This is a genomic window from Cupriavidus gilardii (genome assembly GCF_017598945.1).
GTDB lineage: Bacteria > Pseudomonadota > Gammaproteobacteria > Burkholderiales > Burkholderiaceae > Cupriavidus > Cupriavidus gilardii_E.
This window is the reverse complement of the sequence record NZ_JAGFTW010000036.1, coordinates 96376-115129: the sequence shown is the minus strand read 5'-3', so window position 1 is coordinate 115129 and position 18754 is coordinate 96376. Positions and strand designations below refer to the sequence as shown.

19 protein-coding genes are annotated in these 18754 nt (G+C 66.1%); 14 read left to right on the top strand and 5 right to left on the bottom strand.

Translation table 11 applies throughout. The features are described 5' to 3' along the window. Nucleotides 1-8: 8 nt before the first annotated feature. The 6 genes from purN to nadC all read left to right on the top strand — a co-directional run bounded on the left by purN (nt 9) and on the right by nadC (nt 7383). The gene (gene purN / locus J5T34_RS12415; protein ID WP_208580017.1) at nt 9-752 is read left to right on the top strand and encodes a phosphoribosylglycinamide formyltransferase; all 744 of its coding nucleotides are present in this window, start codon (nt 9-11) and stop codon (nt 750-752) included. After that, the gene (locus J5T34_RS12410) at nt 749-2149 is read left to right on the top strand and encodes an RsmB/NOP family class I SAM-dependent RNA methyltransferase (protein ID WP_208580016.1); all 1401 of its coding nucleotides are present in this window, start codon (nt 749-751) and stop codon (nt 2147-2149) included. The genes purN and J5T34_RS12410 overlap by 4 nt, the downstream gene beginning before the upstream one ends. Before the next feature lie 104 nt (nt 2150-2253). After that, entirely contained in the window at nt 2254-3627 is a 1374-nt protein-coding gene (locus J5T34_RS12405; protein WP_208580015.1) for a mechanosensitive ion channel family protein, read from the top strand. A 353-nt stretch (nt 3628-3980) separates the two neighbouring features. Beyond that, the gene (locus tag J5T34_RS12400; RefSeq protein ID WP_208580014.1) at nt 3981-5171 is read left to right on the top strand and encodes a DesA family fatty acid desaturase; all 1191 of its coding nucleotides are present in this window, start codon (nt 3981-3983) and stop codon (nt 5169-5171) included. Between the two features lie 167 nt (nt 5172-5338). Continuing rightward, entirely contained in the window at nt 5339-6487 is a 1149-nt protein-coding gene (gene nadA, locus J5T34_RS12395; protein ID WP_208580013.1) for a quinolinate synthase NadA, read from the top strand. Between the two features lie 11 nt (nt 6488-6498). Continuing rightward, entirely contained in the window at nt 6499-7383 is an 885-nt protein-coding gene (gene nadC / locus J5T34_RS12390) for a carboxylating nicotinate-nucleotide diphosphorylase (RefSeq protein ID WP_244258867.1), read from the top strand. Nucleotides 7384-7438: 55 nt separating this feature from the next. Here nadC and nadB read toward each other — a convergent pair whose 3' ends face one another. From nadB to radC, 4 genes are all read right to left on the bottom strand, one after another. Continuing rightward, a complete protein-coding gene (nadB, locus tag J5T34_RS12385; RefSeq protein ID WP_208580012.1) occupies nt 7439-9037 on the bottom strand; it encodes an L-aspartate oxidase in 1599 nt (532 codons plus the stop codon). A 195-nt stretch (nt 9038-9232) separates the two neighbouring features. Next, complete coding sequence (gene rpmG / locus J5T34_RS12380) at nt 9233-9403, bottom strand: 50S ribosomal protein L33 (RefSeq protein ID WP_006575662.1); 171 nt, start codon at nt 9401-9403, stop codon at nt 9233-9235. A gap of 13 nt (nt 9404-9416) precedes the next feature. Beyond that, nucleotides 9417-9650 carry a 50S ribosomal protein L28 gene (gene rpmB / locus J5T34_RS12375; protein ID WP_006575661.1) on the bottom strand — a complete coding sequence of 78 codons (234 nt, stop codon included), beginning with the start codon at nt 9648-9650 and terminating at the stop codon, nt 9417-9419. Nucleotides 9651-9828: 178 nt separating this feature from the next. Next, the gene (gene radC, locus J5T34_RS12370) at nt 9829-10503 is read right to left on the bottom strand and encodes a RadC family protein (protein WP_208580011.1); all 675 of its coding nucleotides are present in this window, start codon (nt 10501-10503) and stop codon (nt 9829-9831) included. Between the two features lie 110 nt (nt 10504-10613). Between radC and J5T34_RS12365 the strand changes: the two genes are divergently transcribed. From J5T34_RS12365 to J5T34_RS24175, 8 genes are all read left to right on the top strand, one after another. Next, the gene (locus J5T34_RS12365) at nt 10614-11099 is read left to right on the top strand and encodes an FKBP-type peptidyl-prolyl cis-trans isomerase (RefSeq protein ID WP_208580010.1); all 486 of its coding nucleotides are present in this window, start codon (nt 10614-10616) and stop codon (nt 11097-11099) included. A gap of 46 nt (nt 11100-11145) precedes the next feature. Continuing rightward, nucleotides 11146-12105 (top strand): 4-hydroxy-3-methylbut-2-enyl diphosphate reductase, encoded by a 960-nt coding sequence (gene ispH / locus J5T34_RS12360; RefSeq protein ID WP_208580009.1) that lies wholly within the window; start codon nt 11146-11148, stop codon nt 12103-12105. 599 nt (nt 12106-12704) lie between these two features. After that, nucleotides 12705-13901 (top strand): branched-chain amino acid ABC transporter substrate-binding protein, encoded by a 1197-nt coding sequence (locus J5T34_RS12355; RefSeq protein ID WP_208580008.1) that lies wholly within the window; start codon nt 12705-12707, stop codon nt 13899-13901. Nucleotides 13902-14110: 209 nt separating this feature from the next. After that, nucleotides 14111-15046 carry a branched-chain amino acid ABC transporter permease gene (locus J5T34_RS12350; RefSeq protein ID WP_208580007.1) on the top strand — a complete coding sequence of 312 codons (936 nt, stop codon included), beginning with the start codon at nt 14111-14113 and terminating at the stop codon, nt 15044-15046. A 13-nt stretch (nt 15047-15059) separates the two neighbouring features. Continuing rightward, on the top strand, nt 15060-16220 hold the full coding sequence (locus J5T34_RS12345) for an ABC transporter permease subunit (protein WP_208580006.1): 1161 nt from the start codon (nt 15060-15062) through the stop codon (nt 16218-16220). Between the two features lie 14 nt (nt 16221-16234). Further along, a complete protein-coding gene (locus J5T34_RS12340) occupies nt 16235-17011 on the top strand; it encodes an ABC transporter ATP-binding protein (protein ID WP_208580005.1) in 777 nt (258 codons plus the stop codon). A gap of 13 nt (nt 17012-17024) precedes the next feature. Further along, nucleotides 17025-17741 carry an ABC transporter ATP-binding protein gene (locus J5T34_RS12335; RefSeq protein ID WP_149316722.1) on the top strand — a complete coding sequence of 239 codons (717 nt, stop codon included), beginning with the start codon at nt 17025-17027 and terminating at the stop codon, nt 17739-17741. 154 nt (nt 17742-17895) lie between these two features. Further along, a complete protein-coding gene (locus tag J5T34_RS24175) occupies nt 17896-18195 on the top strand; it encodes a type II toxin-antitoxin system MqsA family antitoxin (RefSeq protein WP_208580004.1) in 300 nt (99 codons plus the stop codon). On the opposite strand, the gene J5T34_RS12325 is transcribed toward J5T34_RS24175, so the two are convergent. Then, nucleotides 18110-18526 (bottom strand): nuclear transport factor 2 family protein, encoded by a 417-nt coding sequence (locus tag J5T34_RS12325; protein WP_208580003.1) that lies wholly within the window; start codon nt 18524-18526, stop codon nt 18110-18112. The two genes, J5T34_RS24175 and J5T34_RS12325, sit on opposite strands and share 86 nt — an antisense overlap. Between the last annotated feature and the right edge of the window lie 228 nt (nt 18527-18754).

Sequence of the window (18754 nt, the reverse complement as noted above, 5' to 3'; positions counted from 1 at the left end):
ATTGCGCGATGAAAAACATCGTCATCCTCATCTCGGGACGCGGTTCCAACATGGAAGCCATCGTCCGGGCCTGCGCCGAGCAGGCCTGGCCGGCGCGGATCGCCGCCGTGCTGTCCAACCGCCCCGATGCGCCCGGCCTGAAGTTCGCCGCGGCGCAAGGCATTCCGGTCGGCGTGGTCGATCATCGCCACTATCCCGACCGGGCCAGCTTCGACAAGGCGCTGGCCAAGGCCATCGACGCCCACGTGCCCGACCTGGTGGTGCTGGCCGGCTTCATGCGCATCCTGACCCCGGAATTCGTCGAGCACTATGCCGGCCGCATGATGAACATCCACCCGTCGCTGCTGCCCAGCTTCCCGGGCCTGCATACGCATCAGCAGGCGCTGGAGGCCGGCGTCAAGGTGCACGGCGCCAGCGTGCATTTCGTCACGGCGGCGCTGGACCACGGCCCGATCGTGCTGCAGGCGGTGATCGAGGTCGGCCCCGACGACACGCCGCAGACGCTGGCGGCGCGGCTGCTGCCCTGCGAGCATCGGATCTATCCCCGCGCGGTGCGCTGGTTCGTCGAAGGGCGGCTGCGCGTCAAGGATGGCGCGGTCCATGTCGAGCCGCCCGAACCGCAATTGCTGATTGCGCTGGCTGCCTCGTCGGCCGACGGCACACCTTCGGAGCCCTTCGCGGCGCCCGATTCCACACCGGACTCCCAGTCGGACTCCGCTACCCCCATCGAACCCACCGGAGCCCGTCAATGACCCGTCCCGCCCAGGCACCGCGCGGCGGCGCGCGTCCGTCCCCGCGCACCAAGCGCAAGCCGACCCCGCTGCGCAAGGCCAGCGCGCCGCGCGAGCCCGCCAACGATGGCCAGGTTCGTCCGCACGGCGCGCTGCACGCCACGCATATCCAGCATATCGACCGGCTGCTCGGCAAGGTGATGCTGTTCGCGCGGCCCGCCGACGCCGTGGTCAGCTACTACTTCCGCGAGAACCCGAAGCTCGGCCATCGCGAGCGCGGCATCATCGCCGAGGCGGTGTTCGCCGTGCTGCGCCGGCGCGTGGAGTTCGCCCAGTTCGCGGAGTCCGGCTCGGGCGCGGCACCGCGCCGGCTGGCGCTGCTGGGCCTGGCGGCCACGCTGGGCCGCGACGCGCTGACGCCGTTCCTCTATCCCGACGAGGCGCAGTGGCTGGACCGCCTGATGACGATCGAGCGGGCCAGCCTGGCGCCGCGCGTGCGCGCCAATCTGCCCGAATGGCTGTACGAGCAGCTGGTCGCCCGCCACGGCGAGGCCTTTACCGCCGCGCTCGGCGATGCCTGGCTGCGGCCGGCGCCGCTGGATCTGCGCGCCAATCTGATCAAGACCTCGCGCGAGGCCGTGCTGGCGGAACTGGAAGAGGCCGGACTCGAGGCCGAGCCGACGCCGATCGCGCCGACCGGCATCCGGCTGGCCGGCAAGCCGGCGCTGAACCAGTTGCCGCTGTTCATCAACGGGCTGGTCGAGGTGCAGGACGAGGGCAGCCAGCTGCTGTGCCATCTGGTCGCGCCGCGCCGCGGCGAGATGGTGGTCGACTTCTGCGCCGGCGCCGGTGGCAAGACGCTGGCGCTCGGTGCGCTGATGCGCTCGACCGGACGGCTCTACGCCTTCGACGTGTCGGACAAGCGCCTGGCCAATCTGAAGCCGCGCCTGGCCCGCAGCGGCCTGTCGAACGTCCATCCGGTGCTGATCGACTCGGAGCAGGACGCCAAGGTCAAGCGGCTCGCCGGCAAGATCGACCGCGTGCTGGTCGACGCGCCGTGCAGCGGCCTGGGCACGCTGCGGCGCAATCCGGACCTGAAATGGCGGCAGAACCCGCAGTCGGTGCTGGAGCTGACCGCCAAGCAGGCGGCGATCCTCGAATCGGCGGCGCGCCTGGTCAAGCCGGGCGGCCGCGTGGTCTATGCCACCTGCAGCGTGCTGGAGGCCGAGAACGAGGCGATCGTGCGCGATTTCCTGAGCCGCCATGCCGACTTCCAGCTGGTGCCGGTCGCGCAGGTGCTGGCCGAGCAGAAGATCGCGCTCGCCGGCCTGCCGGAGGAGGCGCAGACGCTGGCGCTGTACCCCCATCTGCACCAGACCGACGGCTTCTTCGCCGCGGTGCTGGAGCGGGCGCGGTAACGCGGCAAGGGATGGGTGTTCCCGTCCTTGTCCTGAATACCGGGCAGCCGCGGCCCGGTATTTTTTTGCTCATCGCTTTCTTCACTGGTTGAACTCGTCGATCGATGGCCTCCAATCCCCTGACCGATCTATCGCAATCCCACGCCGTGTTCGGCAAGATGCTCGGCGATCTGATGCAGGACGCCGGCGACCCCGGCTTTCTGTGGCAGCTCGCCGTGCTGGCCGGCTGCGTGCTGCTGGCCTGGCCGCTGGCCCGCCATGTCGCCAGGCGGCTCGAGGCCCGCTACGCGGGGTCGAGCTTCGCGCTGCGCTTTGCCGCCGCCAGCCTGGAGCGGGCGATGTTCCCGCTGTTCGGCTGGGTGCTGGTGCTGGCGGCGCGCTTCGCGCTGGCGCCGCTGATTCCGGTCAGCATGCTGCGGCTGGCGCTGGTGCCGCTGTTCGGCATCACCTTCCTGTACTTCGCCTTCTACGTGCTGCGCCGCGTGCTGTCCGGCAACGGTCAGCTGCACGGCATGCTGACGCTGGTGGAGAAGGTGCTGACCACAGTCGTCTGGGTCGGCATGGCGCTGTATGTGCTGGGCGTGCTGCCCGAGGTCGTGCAGTGGTTGCAGTCGATCCAGTTCGCCCTGGGGCAGCAGCGCATCAGCGTGGCGAGCCTGCTGATGGCCGGCGTGTGGATCCTGCTGACGGTGCTGGCCGCGCTGTGGTTCGGTTCGTGGCTGGAAGAGCGGCTGATGCGCTCGGCCACGATCGATACCAGCCTGCGCGTGGTGCTGACGCGGCTGTCCAAGGCGCTGCTGCTGCTGGTGTCGCTGCTGTTCAGCCTGTCGCTGGTCGGCATCGATCTGACCGTGCTGTCCGTGTTCGGCGGCGCGCTCGGGGTGGGTCTGGGCCTGGGCCTGCAGAAGATCGCCAGCAACTACGTATCGGGCTTCATCATCCTGCTGGACCGCTCGGTCAAGCTCGGCGACCAGATCACGGTCGACAAGTACACCGGCATCGTCGCGCAGATCCGCACCCGCTACACCGTGGTGCGCAACGGCGACGGGGAGACCCTGGTGCCGAACGAGCAGCTGGTCGCGCAATCGGTGCAGAACCATTCGTTCTCCGACACCAATGTGCGGGTTGCGACCCGCGTGCAGGCCGACTACGACGCCGACCCCGAAATGGTGCTGGCGCTGCTGACCGAGGCAGTGCGCGGCATTCCGCGCCTGCTGGCCGACCCGGCGCCGTCGGCGTTCCTGGTGGCGTTTGCCGACAGCGGCATCGAGTACGAAGTGGCCGGCTGGATCGCGGATCCGCAGAACGGCAAGCTCGGCGTGCAATCGGAAATGAACCGCGCGATCTGGAAGGCATTCCGCGCCAGCGGCATTTCGATTCCCTATCCGCAGCGCGAGTTGCGTGTGCTGCCCCAGAACGGGGCGCAGACGGTCACGCCGGTATCGATGGTGGCGGCCAATGCGGCGGAATCGGCATAAGACTCACGTTATCCGGCGCATATGTGACGCGTTTGCCATTGAAGGAACGATGTATCGTTTTCGGCGTCCAACACGGCAAACGAAAAGCATATGCACGGGTAAAAGCGGATGCTGGAACGGTAGCGTTCCGGTAAAATCGCGGGTCGTCCCGGGAATTCTCCCGGCCGGACTACCGATCCGTGCCCGAGGGCCAGCCGCCAGATTGCAGCGGCGCGTGCCGGGGTCCCGCGAAGGCGCAAGGCGCCTTGGCTGACGCCATAAGACGCAATCACTGGATTTGCAGTCATTTTTCTGCGCGTTGCTGCGACACCCTCGCGCGTCGCAGCCAGCCTCTATCTAGCACGGAGAACAGTTTGTTCGACACAATTCTTCAGTGGGCCGCCAACGGCCTTCTCGACTGGTCCTGGTGGAAGATCGTGATCTTTACGTTGGTCATGACCCATATCACCATCGCCGGCGTCACGATTTTCCTGCATCGGTGCATGGCGCACCGGTCGCTCGATCTGCACCCGATCGCCTCGCACTTCTTCCGTTTCTGGCTGTGGCTGACGACCGGCATGGTCACCAAGGAGTGGACCGCGATCCACCGCAAGCACCACGCCAAGTGCGAGACCGAAGACGATCCGCACAGCCCGCAAACGCGCGGCATCCGCAAGGTGCTGCTCGAAGGCGCCGAGCTGTATCGGGCGGAAGCCAAGAACAAGGAAACCGTGACCAAGTTCGGCCACGGCACGCCCGACGACTGGATCGAACGCAATCTGTATTCGCGCTTCACCTGGCAGGGCGTCGGCCTGATGCTGATCATCGATCTGGCACTGTTCGGCGTGATCGGCCTGTCGGTCTGGGGCGTGCAGATGCTGTGGATCCCGATCCATGCCGCCGGCGTCATCAACGGCCTGGGCCACTGGTGGGGCTATCGCAACTACGAGTGCGAGGACGCGTCGACCAATGTGTCGCCGTGGGGCATCATCATCGGCGGCGAGGAGCTGCACAACAACCACCATACCTATCCGACCTCGGCCAAGTTCTCGATCAAGTGGTACGAGTTCGATATCGGCTGGTGCTACATCCGCGCGATGCAGGCGGTCGGCCTGGCCAAGGTCAAGAAGACGCCGCCCAAGGCCCGACTGGTCGAGGCCCGTCCGGTCGATCACAACACGCTGGAGGCGATCATCGCCAACCGCTATGACGTGATGGCCCGCTATGGCAAGGCGCTGAAGAACGCGTACCGGCAGGAGCTGGCCCAACTGAAGGCCAAGCGCGTTGCCGACTACCGCCGCTTCAAGCTGGCCAGCAAGTGGCTCCATCGTGACGAGACCAAGCTGGCCGAGCCGCAGCGCGAGCAACTGGCCAGCATCGTCGAGCACAACAAGGCGCTGCAGACCTTCGTCGAAATGCGCCGCGAACTGGCCGCGATCTGGGGCCGCTCGAACCTGACGCGCGAACAGTTGCTGCAACAGCTGCAGGCTTGGTGCCACCGTGCCGAAGCCAGCGGCATCCAGGCGCTGCAGGAGTTCTCGCTGCGCCTGCGCCGCTACGCGTAACGCCTGATAAGAACGACAGCGCCTGCTACAATGCCAGGCGCGCCCGAAGCCCCGCCATGCTGTCGCTGGCGGGGCTTTTCTTTTGGCGATGCCGCCCCATCTGATTGCCGGCCCCACGCGCAATGACGATGCGATGGCGAGCAAGGGTGCCCCGAGGAGTACAGGAGATGACCCCCCAAACGATCAAGACCGTCGAGTTCGAGAAGCCGACGCAGATGCAGGCCGAGGGTGGCGCGAGCTGCGTCGCCCACGCCTGGGCCAAGGTGCCGCCGGTGCTGACGCCGGACGAGCGCGCCGCGCTGAAGGATCGCATCCGCGCCTTGCTGAAGGCGCGCAATGCGGTGCTGGTCGCGCACTACTATGTCGACGCCGACCTGCAGGACCTCGCCGAGGAGACCGGCGGCTGCGTGTCCGATTCGCTGGAGATGGCACGCTTCGGGCGCGACCATCCGGCCCAGACGCTGGTGGTGGCGGGCGTTCGCTTCATGGGCGAGACCGCCAAGATCCTGAGCCCCGAAAAGACCATCCTGATGCCGGACCTGGACGCGACCTGCTCGCTGGACCTGGGCTGCCCGGCCGACGAATTCGCCGCGTTCTGCGACGCGCATCCGGACCGTACCGTGGTGGTCTACGCGAACACCAGCGCCGCGGTCAAGGCGCGCGCCGACTGGATGGTCACCTCCAGCATCGGTCTGAAGATCGTCGAGCATCTGCACGCGCGCGGCGAGAAGATCCTGTGGGCGCCGGACAAGCACCTGGGCAGCTATATCCAGCGCCAGACCGGCGCCGACATGCTGCTGTGGCAGGGCTCGTGCCTGGTGCATGACGAGTTCAAGGGCATCGAACTCGATCTGCTGCGCAAGGAATATCCGAAGGCCAAGATCCTGGTGCATCCGGAATCGCCGGCCAACGTGGTGGCGCAGGCCGACGTGGTCGGCTCGACGTCGCAGCTGATCGCCGCGGCCCAGCAGCTCGACGCCAACGAGTTCATCGTCGCCACCGACAATGGCATCCTGCACAAGATGCGGATGGCCGCGCCGGGCAAGCATTTCATCGAGGCGCCGACCGCCGGCAACAGCGCGACCTGCAAGAGCTGCGCGCATTGTCCGTGGATGGCGATGAACGCGCTGACCAATCTGGCCGAGGTGCTGGAGAGCGGCCGCAACGAGATCCATGTCGATCCCGAGATCGGCCGTCGCGCCTATACCTGCATCGACCGCATGCTCGACTTCGCCGCGCAGCAGAAGGCAAAGGTCCGGCCCGGCGCGGATCTGGCCAAGGAGCAGGCGCTGTTCCAGGGGATCGGTCCGGCATGATCGAGTCCTCCATGAACGAGTCCTCCATGAACGGCGCCCTCAATCCGATCTTCGATGCATACGGACCTGCGCTCGCCGAGGCGCTGCGCGAGAACGTCCGTGCGGCGATCGCCGAGGACGTCGGCTCCGGCGACTGGACCGGCCAGCTGGTGCCGGCCGACAAGCAGGCGCACGCGCGCGTGATCGTGCGCGAGGACGCCGTGTTGTGCGGGCAGCCGTGGTTCGATGCCTGCATGCGAGCGGTCGATCCGCGCCTGCAGGTGCGCTGGCTGCAGCAGGAGGGCGCGCTGATGGCCGCCGATTCGGTGGTCTGCGAGATCGACGGCCCGGCCCGTTCTCTGCTGACCGCGGAGCGGCCGTCGCTGAATTTCCTGCAGCTGCTGTCGGGCGTGGCCACGGCGACGCGGCGCTATGCGGATCTGGTCGTCGGTACGCGCGCCCGCGTGCTGGACACGCGCAAGACGCTGCCCGGGCTGCGCCTCGCGCAGAAGTACGCGGTCAAGGTCGGCGGCGGCGACAACCAGCGGCTGGCGCTCTATGACGGCATCCTGATCAAGGAAAACCATATCGCCGCGGCCGGCGGTGTCACCGCGGCGCTGCAGGCGGCGGCCGCGCTGAACGCCGGCGTGCCGATTCAGGTCGAGGTGGAATCGCTGGTCGAGCTGGAGGAGGCGCTGGCCGCCGGTGCGGTCTCGATCCTGCTCGACAACTTCACCGAGCCGATGATGCGCGAAGCCGTGCGGATCAATGGCGGCCGCGCGGTGCTCGAAGTGTCCGGCGGCGTCAACGCGAATACGATTCGCCGTTTCGCCGAGACCGGTGTCGACCGGATCTCGGTGGGCGCGCTGACCAAGGACGTGCGCGCGACGGATTACTCGCTGAGAATCATCGGCTGAGCGAGCCCGGGCTCGGGCTCGGGCTCGGGCTCCATCAGGCTCAACCCCTGCGCGCTCAATTGCCGCGCCGGCGGCCGTTCGGCGGCTGCAGCACGGTCGGCAGCGCCTTCGGCAAGGTACCCGGATAGTCCCGGCTGAAATGCAGGCCGCGGCTTTCGTGCCGCGCATAGGCGCTGTCGACGATCATCGCCGCCACTTCGACCAGATTGCGCAGCTCGAGCAGATCGCGCGTGACGCGGAAGTTCGCGTAGTACTCGGTGATTTCCTCGCGCAGCAGCGCGATGCGATGCTGCGCCCGCTCCAGCCGCTTGCTGGTGCGCACGATGCCGACGTAGTTCCACATCATCCGGCGCAGTTCGTCCCAGTTGTGCGAGACCACGACCTCCTCGTCGGCGTCGGACACGCGGCTCTCGTCCCACGGCGGCAGCGTCAGGTCGGGTTTGCCGGCCTTGTCCTGCGCCGCGATATCGTTGGCCGCCGCGCGGCCGATCACCATGCATTCGAGCAGCGAGTTCGATGCCAGCCGGTTGGCCCCGTGCAGGCCGGTGTAGGCGGTCTCGCCGACCGCGTACAGATTGTCCAGATCGGTGCGCCCTGCGGTGTCGGTGACCACGCCACCGCAGGTGTAGTGCGCGGCCGGCACCACCGGGATCGGCTCGCGCGTGATGTCGATGCCGAGCTCGAGACAGCGCGCGTGGATGGTCGGGAAGTGTTCGCGCAGGAACGGCGCCGGCTGATGCGTGATGTCGAGGTACACGCAATCGAGACCGCGTTTTTTCATCTCGAAGTCGATCGCGCGTGCCACCACGTCGCGCGGCGCCAATTCGGCGCGAGCGTCGTGTTCGGGCATGAAACGGGTGCCGTCGGGCAGCACCAGCCGGCCGCCTTCGCCGCGCACCGCCTCGGAGATCAGGAACGACTTCGCGTACGGGTGGTACAGGCAGGTCGGATGGAACTGGATGAACTCCATGTTCGCGACCCGGCAGCCCGCACGCCAGGCCATCGCGATGCCGTCGCCGGTTGCGGTATCGGGATTGGTCGTATAGAGGTAGACCTTGCCCGCGCCGCCGGTGGCCAGCACGGTATGGCTGGCGGTCAACGTATGCACGCGGCCGTTGGCGTCGTCGAGCACGTACAGCCCCAGGCAGCGGTTGCCGCCCAGCCCCATCTTGCGCGACGTGATCAGATCGATCGCGAAATGATCTTCCAGGATCGTGATATTGGGATGGCTGCGCACCTGCTCGGTCAGCGTCGTCACCACGGCATGGCCGGTGGCGTCGGCCGCATGGATGATGCGGCGATGGCTGTGGCCGCCTTCGCGGGTCAGGTGATAGCCGAGTTCGGCCTGTTCGTCGCGCGTGAACGGCACGCCGCGGTCGATCAGCCATTGGATCGCTTCGCGCCCGTGCTCGACGATGAAGCGGGTCGCGCCTTCATCGCACAGGCCGGCACCGGCGATCAGCGTGTCCTGGGTGTGTTCGTCGTGACTGTCGCCCGAGTCGAGCACCGCCGCGATGCCGCCCTGGGCCCAGTCGCTGGCGCCTTGCGTCATGGCGCGCTTGCTCACGATGACAACCCGGTGGCTGTCGGCCAGCTGCAGCGCGACCGTGAGGCCGGCCAGGCCGCTGCCGACGATGGCGACGTCGAAGTTCATGATGCGTGGTGGCGCGGCAACGGCGCCGGTGGTGCGGGAAAGCTCGAAAGTGTACACCGCGGCCGGAGCGATGGCGCCTTGCCCATGCCGGTGGCGCGGCGTGGCCGGCCCTGGTGCGCGGCAAGCTGCACGATAACGAACGGGCAACAAAAAACCCCGCCATGGCGGGGTTCTTCGCTGGAACGCAGGATCAATTTACTTGATCTTGGTTTCCTTGTACTCGACGTGCTTGCGCGCGACCGGATCAAATTTCTTGATCGACATCTTTTCCGGCATGGTGCGCTTGTTCTTGTCGGTGGTGTAGAAGTGACCGGTACCCGCGGTGGATTCCAGTTTGATCTTGTCGCGTCCGCCTTTGCTGGCCATGATGAACTCCTAATTAGACTTCGCCGCGTGCGCGCAGGTCGGCGAGCACGGAGTCGATGCCTTTCTTGTCAATCAGGCGCAGACCGGCGTTCGAGACGCGCAGGCTCACCCAGCGGTTTTCCGATTCAACAAAGAAACGACGGTTCTGCAGGTTGGGCAGAAAACGGCGCTTGGTCTTGTTGTTTGCGTGGGAAACGTTGTTGCCGACCATCGGCGCTTTCCCGGTCACTTGACAGACGCGTGCCATGAAGCACTCCTAAATCTTCTATTCGTGGACAATGTTCGCAACAGATCAACAAAAGGCGCGCGGGCCCGGACTGCAGCGGTTAAGACTTCAGCAAAACGGGCATTATAGACCGAAATCCCCCGCCCGATCAATGCCTTCTGTGCGTTGACGCCACGGCGATGCGCCGGTGCTGTCGGCATCACAGTTGCCGGTGCTCGGCCAGCGAGTACGTTGTATTGCCGGCGACGATGAAGTGGTCCAGCACATGGACGTCGATCAGCGCCAGCGAATGTGCCAGCGTCTTCGTCATCGCCAGGTCGGCCGGGCTGGGCGCGGGATTGCCCGACGGGTGGTTGTGGGCCACGATCACCGCCGCCGCATTATGCGCCAACGCCTGCCTTGCCACCTCGCGCGGATGGACGCTGGTCTGCGTCAGCGTGCCGCGGAACAGCTCCTCGGCGGCCAGCAGCCGGTTGCGCGCATCGAGGAACAGGCACAGGAACACCTCGTAAGGCCGCTGCGCCAGCGAAAGCCGCAGGTAGTCGCGTACCGCCTGGGGCGATTCCAGGCCCGGCGCCATCGCCAGCTGCTCGGCCAGGGCGCGGCGGGTCAGTTCGACCACGGCCTGCAGCTGGGCGTACTTGGCGGTGCCGATGCCGCGCACCCGGCTCAACTCGGGCAGGCTCGCTGCCAGCAGGCCGGTCAGCGAGCCGAACGCCGCGATCAGGTCGCGCGCCACGTCGACCGCGCTCTTGCCCGGCACGCCGACGCGCAGGAATACCGCCAGCAGTTCGGCGTCGGACAACGCGGCGGCACCGGCTTGCAGCAGTTTTTCGCGAGGGCGTTCGCTGGCGGGCCAATCTGGGATGGGCATGGCAGTCTCGCTGGGAAGGGCCGGGGAAGCGCTGGGAGGGGAGCGGAGCCGGGATCGGCGGCGCCGGGTTCAGTCGCATACAATACGGGTTCTCGACTGGTTGAGCATTCATGAATACGCAAACTTTTGCGTCGGACCCCGGCGGCGCCACCGCGCGCAAGACCGTGCAGGCCGATTCCTTCCTGACCTTGCATTACCGCATCTCGCTGGAGAACGGTACCGAGGTCGTCAGCACCTTCGACGACAAGCCGGCCACGCTGCTGCTGGGGCAGGGCCAGTTCGCGCCCACGCTGGAACAGGCGCTGCTCGGCATGGCCGAGGGCGAGCGCACCAGCTACCGCCTCGCGCCGGAGCACGCCTTCGGCCCGCGCAATCCCGATCTGCTGCAGCGCGTGTCGCTGGCCACGCTGCGCGAGAACAGCTCCTTCGAAGAGGACTACACCCCGGGCGACCTGGTCGAGTTCAACGCGCCCGGCGGTGGCAAATATGCCGGCGTGCTCAAGGAAATCGGCGAGACCTCGGCGCTGTTCGACTTCAACCATCCGCTGGCCGGGCAGACCATCCTGTTCGACGTCCAGCTGATCGGCATTCTCTGACGACCTGCTCCGGCCGCCGCACGCCGGAGCGCAGCTACTTCCCCGCATGTCCGAACTGACTCCCGCCCCCGACGCCGAGATCCTGCTGGCCCAGCCGCGTGGCTTCTGCGCCGGGGTCGATCGCGCGATCGAGATCGTGGAGCGCGCGCTCCAGCGCTTTGGCGCGCCGATCTATGTGCGCCATGAAATCGTGCACAACGCCTACGTCGTGGCAGACCTGCGCCGCAAGGGCGCCATCTTTGTGCAGGAGCTCGACGAGGTGCCGGCCGGCGCGACCGTGATCTTCAGCGCCCACGGCGTATCGCGGGGCGTGCGGGCCGAGGCGCAGGCGCGCGGCCTGAACGTGTTCGACGCGACCTGCCCGCTGGTCACCAAGGTCCATGTCGAGGTCGCCAAGATGCGCGCCGAAGGTTGCGAGATCGTGATGATCGGCCACCGCGGTCACCCCGAGGTCGAGGGCACGATGGGCCAGGCCGACGGCGGCATGCTGCTGGTCGAGTCGCCTGCCGACGTCGAAACCCTGCAGGTTGCCGATCCCGCCCGCCTGGCCTATGTCACGCAGACCACGCTGTCGGTCGACGAGACCGACGAGATCGTCGCTGCGTTGAAGGCCCGGTTTCCGGCGATCCGCGAGCCGAAGAAGCAGGACATCTGCTATGCCACGCAGAACCGCCAGGACGCCGTCAAGTTCATGGCGCCGCAGGTCGACGTGGTGATCGTGGTGGGCAGCCCCAACAGTTCGAACTCGAACCGCTTGCGCGAACTGGCCGAGCGGCTGGGCGTGCCGTCCTATATGGTCGACGCGCCGGAACAGGTTCGCCCCGAGTGGATTGCGGGCAAGCGCCGCATCGGCCTGACCGCCGGCGCCTCGGCGCCGGAGGCGCTGGCCCAGTCGATCGTCGACCGGCTGCGCGCGCTCGGCGCGCGGCACGTGCGTCCGCTCGAGGGCATCGAGGAGAACATGTCGTTCCCCTTGCCAAAGGGGCTGCAGGCGACCGCCGCCTGAGCCGGCCCGCTTCCCCGTCTTGTGCTGCGCCCCGCCTTGTGCGGGGCGTTGTCGTTTTGGCGGCAACTCGCATCGGCGACTCACATCGGCGAGCGCGAGACGGGCGCGCTGCCATCCCAGGAAACTTAATCGCCACAACGTTATAAGGCGCCGCGGCTTGGCTTGGCTTTTGCGCAGGACTTTAGGGTAAATCCCCTAAATCCGGGTTTTCCCTTGATTGGTGCGAAAGCGGATTGCCGACATTCTAAATTGGTGCATATTTCTTTTATGAAATGCCTAATTAAATTCTATATATGCGAGTGCCTGCGAAGCCACGCTGCGATGTCGCACAGCCCGCCTGGTGACGTGGCGGGCACGGATCTTGTTAGGTATCTCGAACAGCCCGTCTTGTGAATGGGAATTGCCCCAATCAAGGCATTGGGGAAATTACCTAGCTCAATAGAAGGGTAAAAGGCTCAGGTTGTTGCGTCGCGTATTGCATCCGCAAAAAAAGGGGATACAATGCGCGCGTTTCAAATTGAAACTAAACCAAGGCGGTGCAGGGAAACGGACGGGAGGCGTTGCGTAACCCTGATCTTGTGAATCCTAGGAGATCACTCATGCAAATCACGTTTGCCAAGATTCTGCCGATCGCAGCGGCAGTGGCACTGGTTACTGCCTGCGGCAAGAAAGAAGAGGCAGCGCCTGGTGCGACCGCCTCGGCCCCTGCCGCGGCGGCACCGGCTGGCGGCGAGGTGGTGGTAAAGATCGGCCACGCGGCGCCGCTGACCGGTGGGATCGCCCACCTTGGCAAGGACAACGAAAACGGCGCGCGCCTGGCCGTGGAAGAGGTCAACAAGGCCGGTCTGGAACTGGGCGGCAAGAAGGTTCGCCTGGAACTGGTCGGCGAAGACGATGCGGCCGATCCGAAGACCGGTACCTCGGTGGCCCAGAAGCTGGTCGACGAGAAGGTCGTCGCCGTGGTCGGCCACCTGAATTCGGGTGTTTCGATTCCCGCCTCCCGCATCTATAGCGACGCCGGCATCGTGCAGATCTCGCCGTCGTCGACCAACCCCGACTACACCAAGCAGGGCTTCAAGACGACCTTCCGCGTGGTGGCCACCGACGCCCAGCAGGGCCCGGCACTGGCCAACTACGCCGCCAAGACGTTGAACGCCAAGAGCGTGGCGATCGTCGACGATGCCACCGCCTACGGCAAGGGCCTGGCCGACGAGTTCGAGAAGACCGCCAAGGCGGCCGGCGTGAACATCGTGGCGCGCGAGGCCACCAACGACAAGGCCACCGACTTCAAGGCCATCCTGACCAAGATCAAGGGCAGGAAGCCGGACGTCATCATGTACGGCGGCATGGACGCCACCGGCGGACCGTTCGCCAAGCAGGCCAAGGAACTGGGCATCCCGGCCAAGATCGTCGGCGGCGACGGCGTCTGCACCGACAAGGTGGCGGAACTGGCGGGCGATGCGGTCAGCAACATCATCTGCTCCGAGGCAGGCCTGGCGCTGTCCCGGATGGAGAAGGGCGCCGAATTCCAGAAGCGCTATCAGGAACGCTACAACGCGCCGGTGCAGATCTACGCGCCGTTCACCTACGACGCCGTGATGGTGATCGTCGACGCGATGAAGCGCGCCGGTTCGACCGAGCCCGCGGCGATCCTGGCGGAGATGCCCAAGACCAACTATCAGGGCGTGATCGGCAACATCGCCTTCGACGAGAAGGGCGACATGAAGGAAGGCACCATCACGCTGTACGACTACAAGGACAAGAAGAAGTCCGTGCTTGACGTCGTCAAGATGTAATTCGGACCTACCCGGTCCACCGAACGGCACCGTGAGTACTTTGCGGTGCCGTTCTTTTTAGCCTCGCCTTTTGTGATAGCGCCCTTACCATGGGTGGAACGCGGCAGGCCGCTTACCAGCACATAAACCACTTACCAAACCACTCACACCCCGCTGCCCGGTCGGCATCCATCCATGCCGGAAGTGCGGGCGGCAAGCCAGGAGTATTCATGGATATCCTTATCCAGCAGATCGTGAATGGTCTGGTGCTCGGCAGCATCTATGCGCTGATTGCACTCGGCTACACCATGGTCTACGGCATTCTCGGGATCATCAACTTCGCCCACGGCGATGTGCTGATGATCGGCGCGCTGACCGCTCTGTCGGCGATTCTCGCACTCCAGCAATTCGCCCCCGGCCTGCCGGAATGGCTCACGCTCGTGATCGCCACGCTGATCGCGATGCCGGTCTGCGCGATGCTGTCCTATTCGATCGAGCGGATCGCCTACCGGCCGCTGCGCAACGCGCCCCGGCTGGCCCCGCTGATCACCGCGATCGGCGTGTCCATCATCCTGCAGACCATCGCGATGATGATCTGGTCGCGCAACCCGCTGACCTTCCCGCAGCTGCTGCCCTCGAGCCCGATCGATATCGGCAATACCGGCGCGACCATCACCGGCAAGGAAATGGTCATCATCGGCATGGCCGTGATGGTGATGGCCGGACTGCTGACGCTGGTCAACCGCACCAAGCTCGGCCGCGCGATGCGCGCGACCGCCGAGAACCAGCGCGTGGCGGGCCTGATGGGCGTGAACCCGAACTTCGTGATCTCGGCCACCTTCATGATCGGCGCGACCCTGGCGGCGCTGGCCGGCGTGATGATGGCGACCAACTATGGCAATGCGCACTTCTACATGGGGTTCATTCCCGGCCTGAAGGCGTTCACCGCGGCCGTGCTCGGCGGCATCGGCAACCTCGCCGGGGCGATGGTCGGCGGCATGCTGCTGGGCCTGATCGAGGCGCTGGGCGCCGGTTATATCGGCGATCTGACCAACGGCGTGTTCGGCTCGAACTATCAGGACGTGTTTGCCTTCATCGTGCTGATCACCGTGCTGGTGTTCCGTCCGTCCGGCATCATGGGCGAACGTGTGGCTGACCGGGCGTAAGGGGATCGCAACCATGAACACTCCGATTTCCACCGCGGCGTCGCAGGCCGCGCCCCTGACCAAGACGCCGGCCAAGACCATGTTCGCGCTGGCGGCCTTCCTGGTGATCGGCCTGTGCGCGCCGTTCGCCGTGCAGTTCCTGGGCGGCAACTACTGGGTGCGCGTGCTCGACTTCGCGCTGCTGTACATCATGCTGGCGCTGGGCCTGAACATCGTGGTCGGCTTCGCCGGCCTGCTGGATCTGGGCTATATCGCCTTCTACGCGGTCGGCGCCTATCTGATGGCGCTGCTCGGCTCGCCGCATCTGGCCAACCAGTTCGAGACGATCGCGCAGCTGTTCCCGAACGGGTTCCATGTCAGCGTCTGGTGGGTGCTGCCGCTGGCGGCGCTGGTGGCGGGCATCTTCGGCGTGCTGCTGGGCGCGCCGACGCTGAAGCTGCGCGGCGACTATCTGGCGATCGTCACGCTCGGGTTCGGCGAGATCATCCGCATCTTCATGAACAACCTGGACCGGCCGCTCAATATCACCAACGGTCCGAAGGGCATCACCGCGGTCGACCCGATCACCATCTTCGGCTTCAACTTCGCCAAGACGCACGAGTTCTTCGGGCTGAAGTTCACGCCGGTGTTCATGTACTACTACCTGCTGATCCTGCTGGTGGTGGCGATCGTGTTCGTCTCGCTGCGTCTGCAGAACTCGCGCATCGGCCGCGCGTGGGTCGCGATCCGCGAGGACGAGATCGCCGCCAAGGCGATGGGCATCAACACCCGCAACATCAAGCTGCTGGCCTTCGCCATGGGCGCGTCGTTCGGCGGCGTGTCGGGCGCGGTGTTCGGCGCCTTCCAGGGCTTCGTCTCGCCGGAATCGTTCACGCTGTGGGAATCGATCTACGTGCTGGCGATCGTGGTGCTAGGCGGCATGGGCCATATCCCGGGCGTGATCCTGGGCGGCATCCTGCTGATCGGCTTCCAGGAGCTGCTGCGCGTGGTGGCCGAGCCGGTGCAGCGCATGCTGCTGGGCGAGGTGATCGTCGACGCCGAGGTGCTGCGCCAGTTGCTGTTCGGTCTGGCGCTGGTCGGCGTGATGCTGTATCGCCCGGCGGGCCTGTGGCCCTCGCCGCGCAAGGAAGACCGGCCGGTGATCCGCCGGCCCGGTAGCGTTGGACGTCTGTGAAGCGGGAGGATCTGATGAGCAACGAAAACATCCTCCTGTCCGTCAAGGGGGTCAACAAGCGCTTCGGCGGCCTGCAGGCGCTGTCCGATGTGGGACTGGAAATCCGGGCCGGCGAGATCTACGGCCTGATCGGGCCGAACGGCGCCGGCAAGACGACGTTCTTCAACGTGATCACCGGGCTCTACACGCCCGACTCCGGCGAGTTCGTGCTGGACGGCAAGCCCTACCAGCCCACCGCGGTGCATGAAGTGGCCAAGGCCGGCATCGCGCGCACGTTCCAGAACATTCGCCTGTTCGGCGACATGACCGCGCTGGAGAACGTGATGGTCGGCCGCCACGTGCGGACCAAGGCCGGCGTGATCGGCGCGATCTTCCGGCCGCCGGCGGTGCGCAAGGAAGAAGAGGGCGTCGAGGACATGGCGCACGACCTGCTTGAATATGTCGGCATCGGCAAGTACGCCAACTTCACCTCGCGCAATCTGTCGTACGGCCACCAGCGCCGTCTCGAGATCGCCCGCGCGCTGGCGACCGAGCCCAAGCTGCTCGCGCTCGACGAGCCCGCGGCCGGCATGAACGCGACCGAGAAGGTCGAACTGCGCGGCCTGCTCGACAAGATCCGCAGCGACGGCCGCACCATCCTGCTGATCGAGCACGATGTGAAGCTGGTGATGGGCCTGTGCGACCGCATGACCGTGCTCGATTACGGCAAGGTCATCGCGCAGGGCCTGCCGCACGATGTCCAGAACAACCCGGCGGTGATCGAGGCCTACCTCGGCACTTCGGCGCACTGACGGGGGAGCAGCAATGAAAGACACACTACTGAAGATCGCCGGGCTGAAGGTCGCGTACGGCGGCATCCAGGCCGTCAAGGGCATCGATCTGGAGATCCGCGACGGCGAACTGGTGACGCTGATCGGCGCCAATGGCGCCGGCAAGACCACCACGATGAAGGCCATCACCGGCCTGCAGCCGTGGGCCGGCGGCGAGGTCGAGTATCTGGGCCGCTCGATCAAGGGCGTGCCCAGCTACGAACTGCTGAAGCAGGGCCTGGCGATGGTGCCGGAAGGGCGCGGCGTGTTCGCGCGCATGACCATCACCGAGAACCTGCTGATGGGCGCCTTCACGCGCAAGGACGAGGCCGGCATCAAGGACGATATCGACCGCATGTTCGGCATCTTCCCGCGCCTGAAGGAGCGTGCCAACCAGCTGGCCGGCACCATGTCCGGCGGCGAACAGCAGATGCTCGCCATGGCCCGCGCGCTGATGAGCCAGCCGCGCCTGCTGCTGCTCGACGAGCCGTCGATGGGTCTCTCGCCGATCATGGTCGAGAAGATCTTCGAGGTCGTGCGGGATATCTCGGGCCAGGGCGTCACCGTGCTGCTGGTCGAGCAGAACGCCCGCCTCGCGCTGCAGGCCGCGAACCGCGGCTACGTCATGGAGTCCGGCCTGATCACGATGAGCGGCAACGCCGCCGACATGCTGGACGACCCGAAGGTGCGTGCCGCGTATCTGGGGGAATGAGTCCGTCGCAATAGCACTCGGCGGCTGAAGGGCCGCCAGATGGTAACGAGCCCCGCCATGCTTGCATGCGCGGGGCTTTTTCCATCCCGAACGGCCTGTCGGGCCGCGAATTGCGGGAAACGAAACCCCGTGTGCGTTCAGGTGGGTGGCTCGCATGCCTTTCACGACAATGCATCCTTTCCTGAAGCTTGAGGAGCGAAAGATGAGATGCCCGATTTGCGCCGCAGGGGAGTTGCTGAATGACGTCCGCGACCTGACGTTCACGTTGAACGGAAAGTCGATCGTGGTTCAGTCTGTCCGCGGAGATTTTTGCCCGGCATGCGGGGAGGGGATTCTGGACGGAGTGGAAGCGTCCCGCGTCAGCGCTGCTATCGTTCCGCCGGCGTCGGCCGAATCGAATTGTGCGAGGACACCACCTGCCACCCGTGGGGCGTGCGCACGAACACGTCGGTGAAGACGACGTCCGTCGGTTTGGCCTTCGCGTTCGGCCGATAGCGATTGACCCCGGTGACCACCGCGCTGTCGCGGAAGGTGCGTACCTTCAGCTCCGTCAGCGTCTGGCTGGAGCCCGGCGGCGGTGGGCCCGCGGATAGCGATTCGGCTCGGTTGCGCATGCCGCCCAGCGGGGAGATGTTGACGAAGGTCGGATGGAGCAGCCGCTCCAGCGCGGCGCGGTCGCCGGCCTCGGTGGCGGTCAGCCAGTCCTGCTCGGCCTTGAGGATGGCGGCATGGTCGGCCGTCTCGTCGGCCGCTGCCGGTGCGGCGGCCAGGGTGCCGAGCGTCAATGCCGCAACGGCGAATGTCGTAGCCAGCCCGCGCCTGTGGGAATGAAGGCGACCGCCCATTGTTGTTCTCCTGGACCTGGATGGCATCAGTATAGGCAAGCGAATATTACCGTCGCCCCCACGCGCGGTGGGTGGCGCTCAGGCCAACCCGAGATAAAGAAACGGCCGCCCTGCCGTCGCCGGGCGGCCGTCTTCCCGTCGGCCGTGGCCGACGAGCGGGGGCGGAAA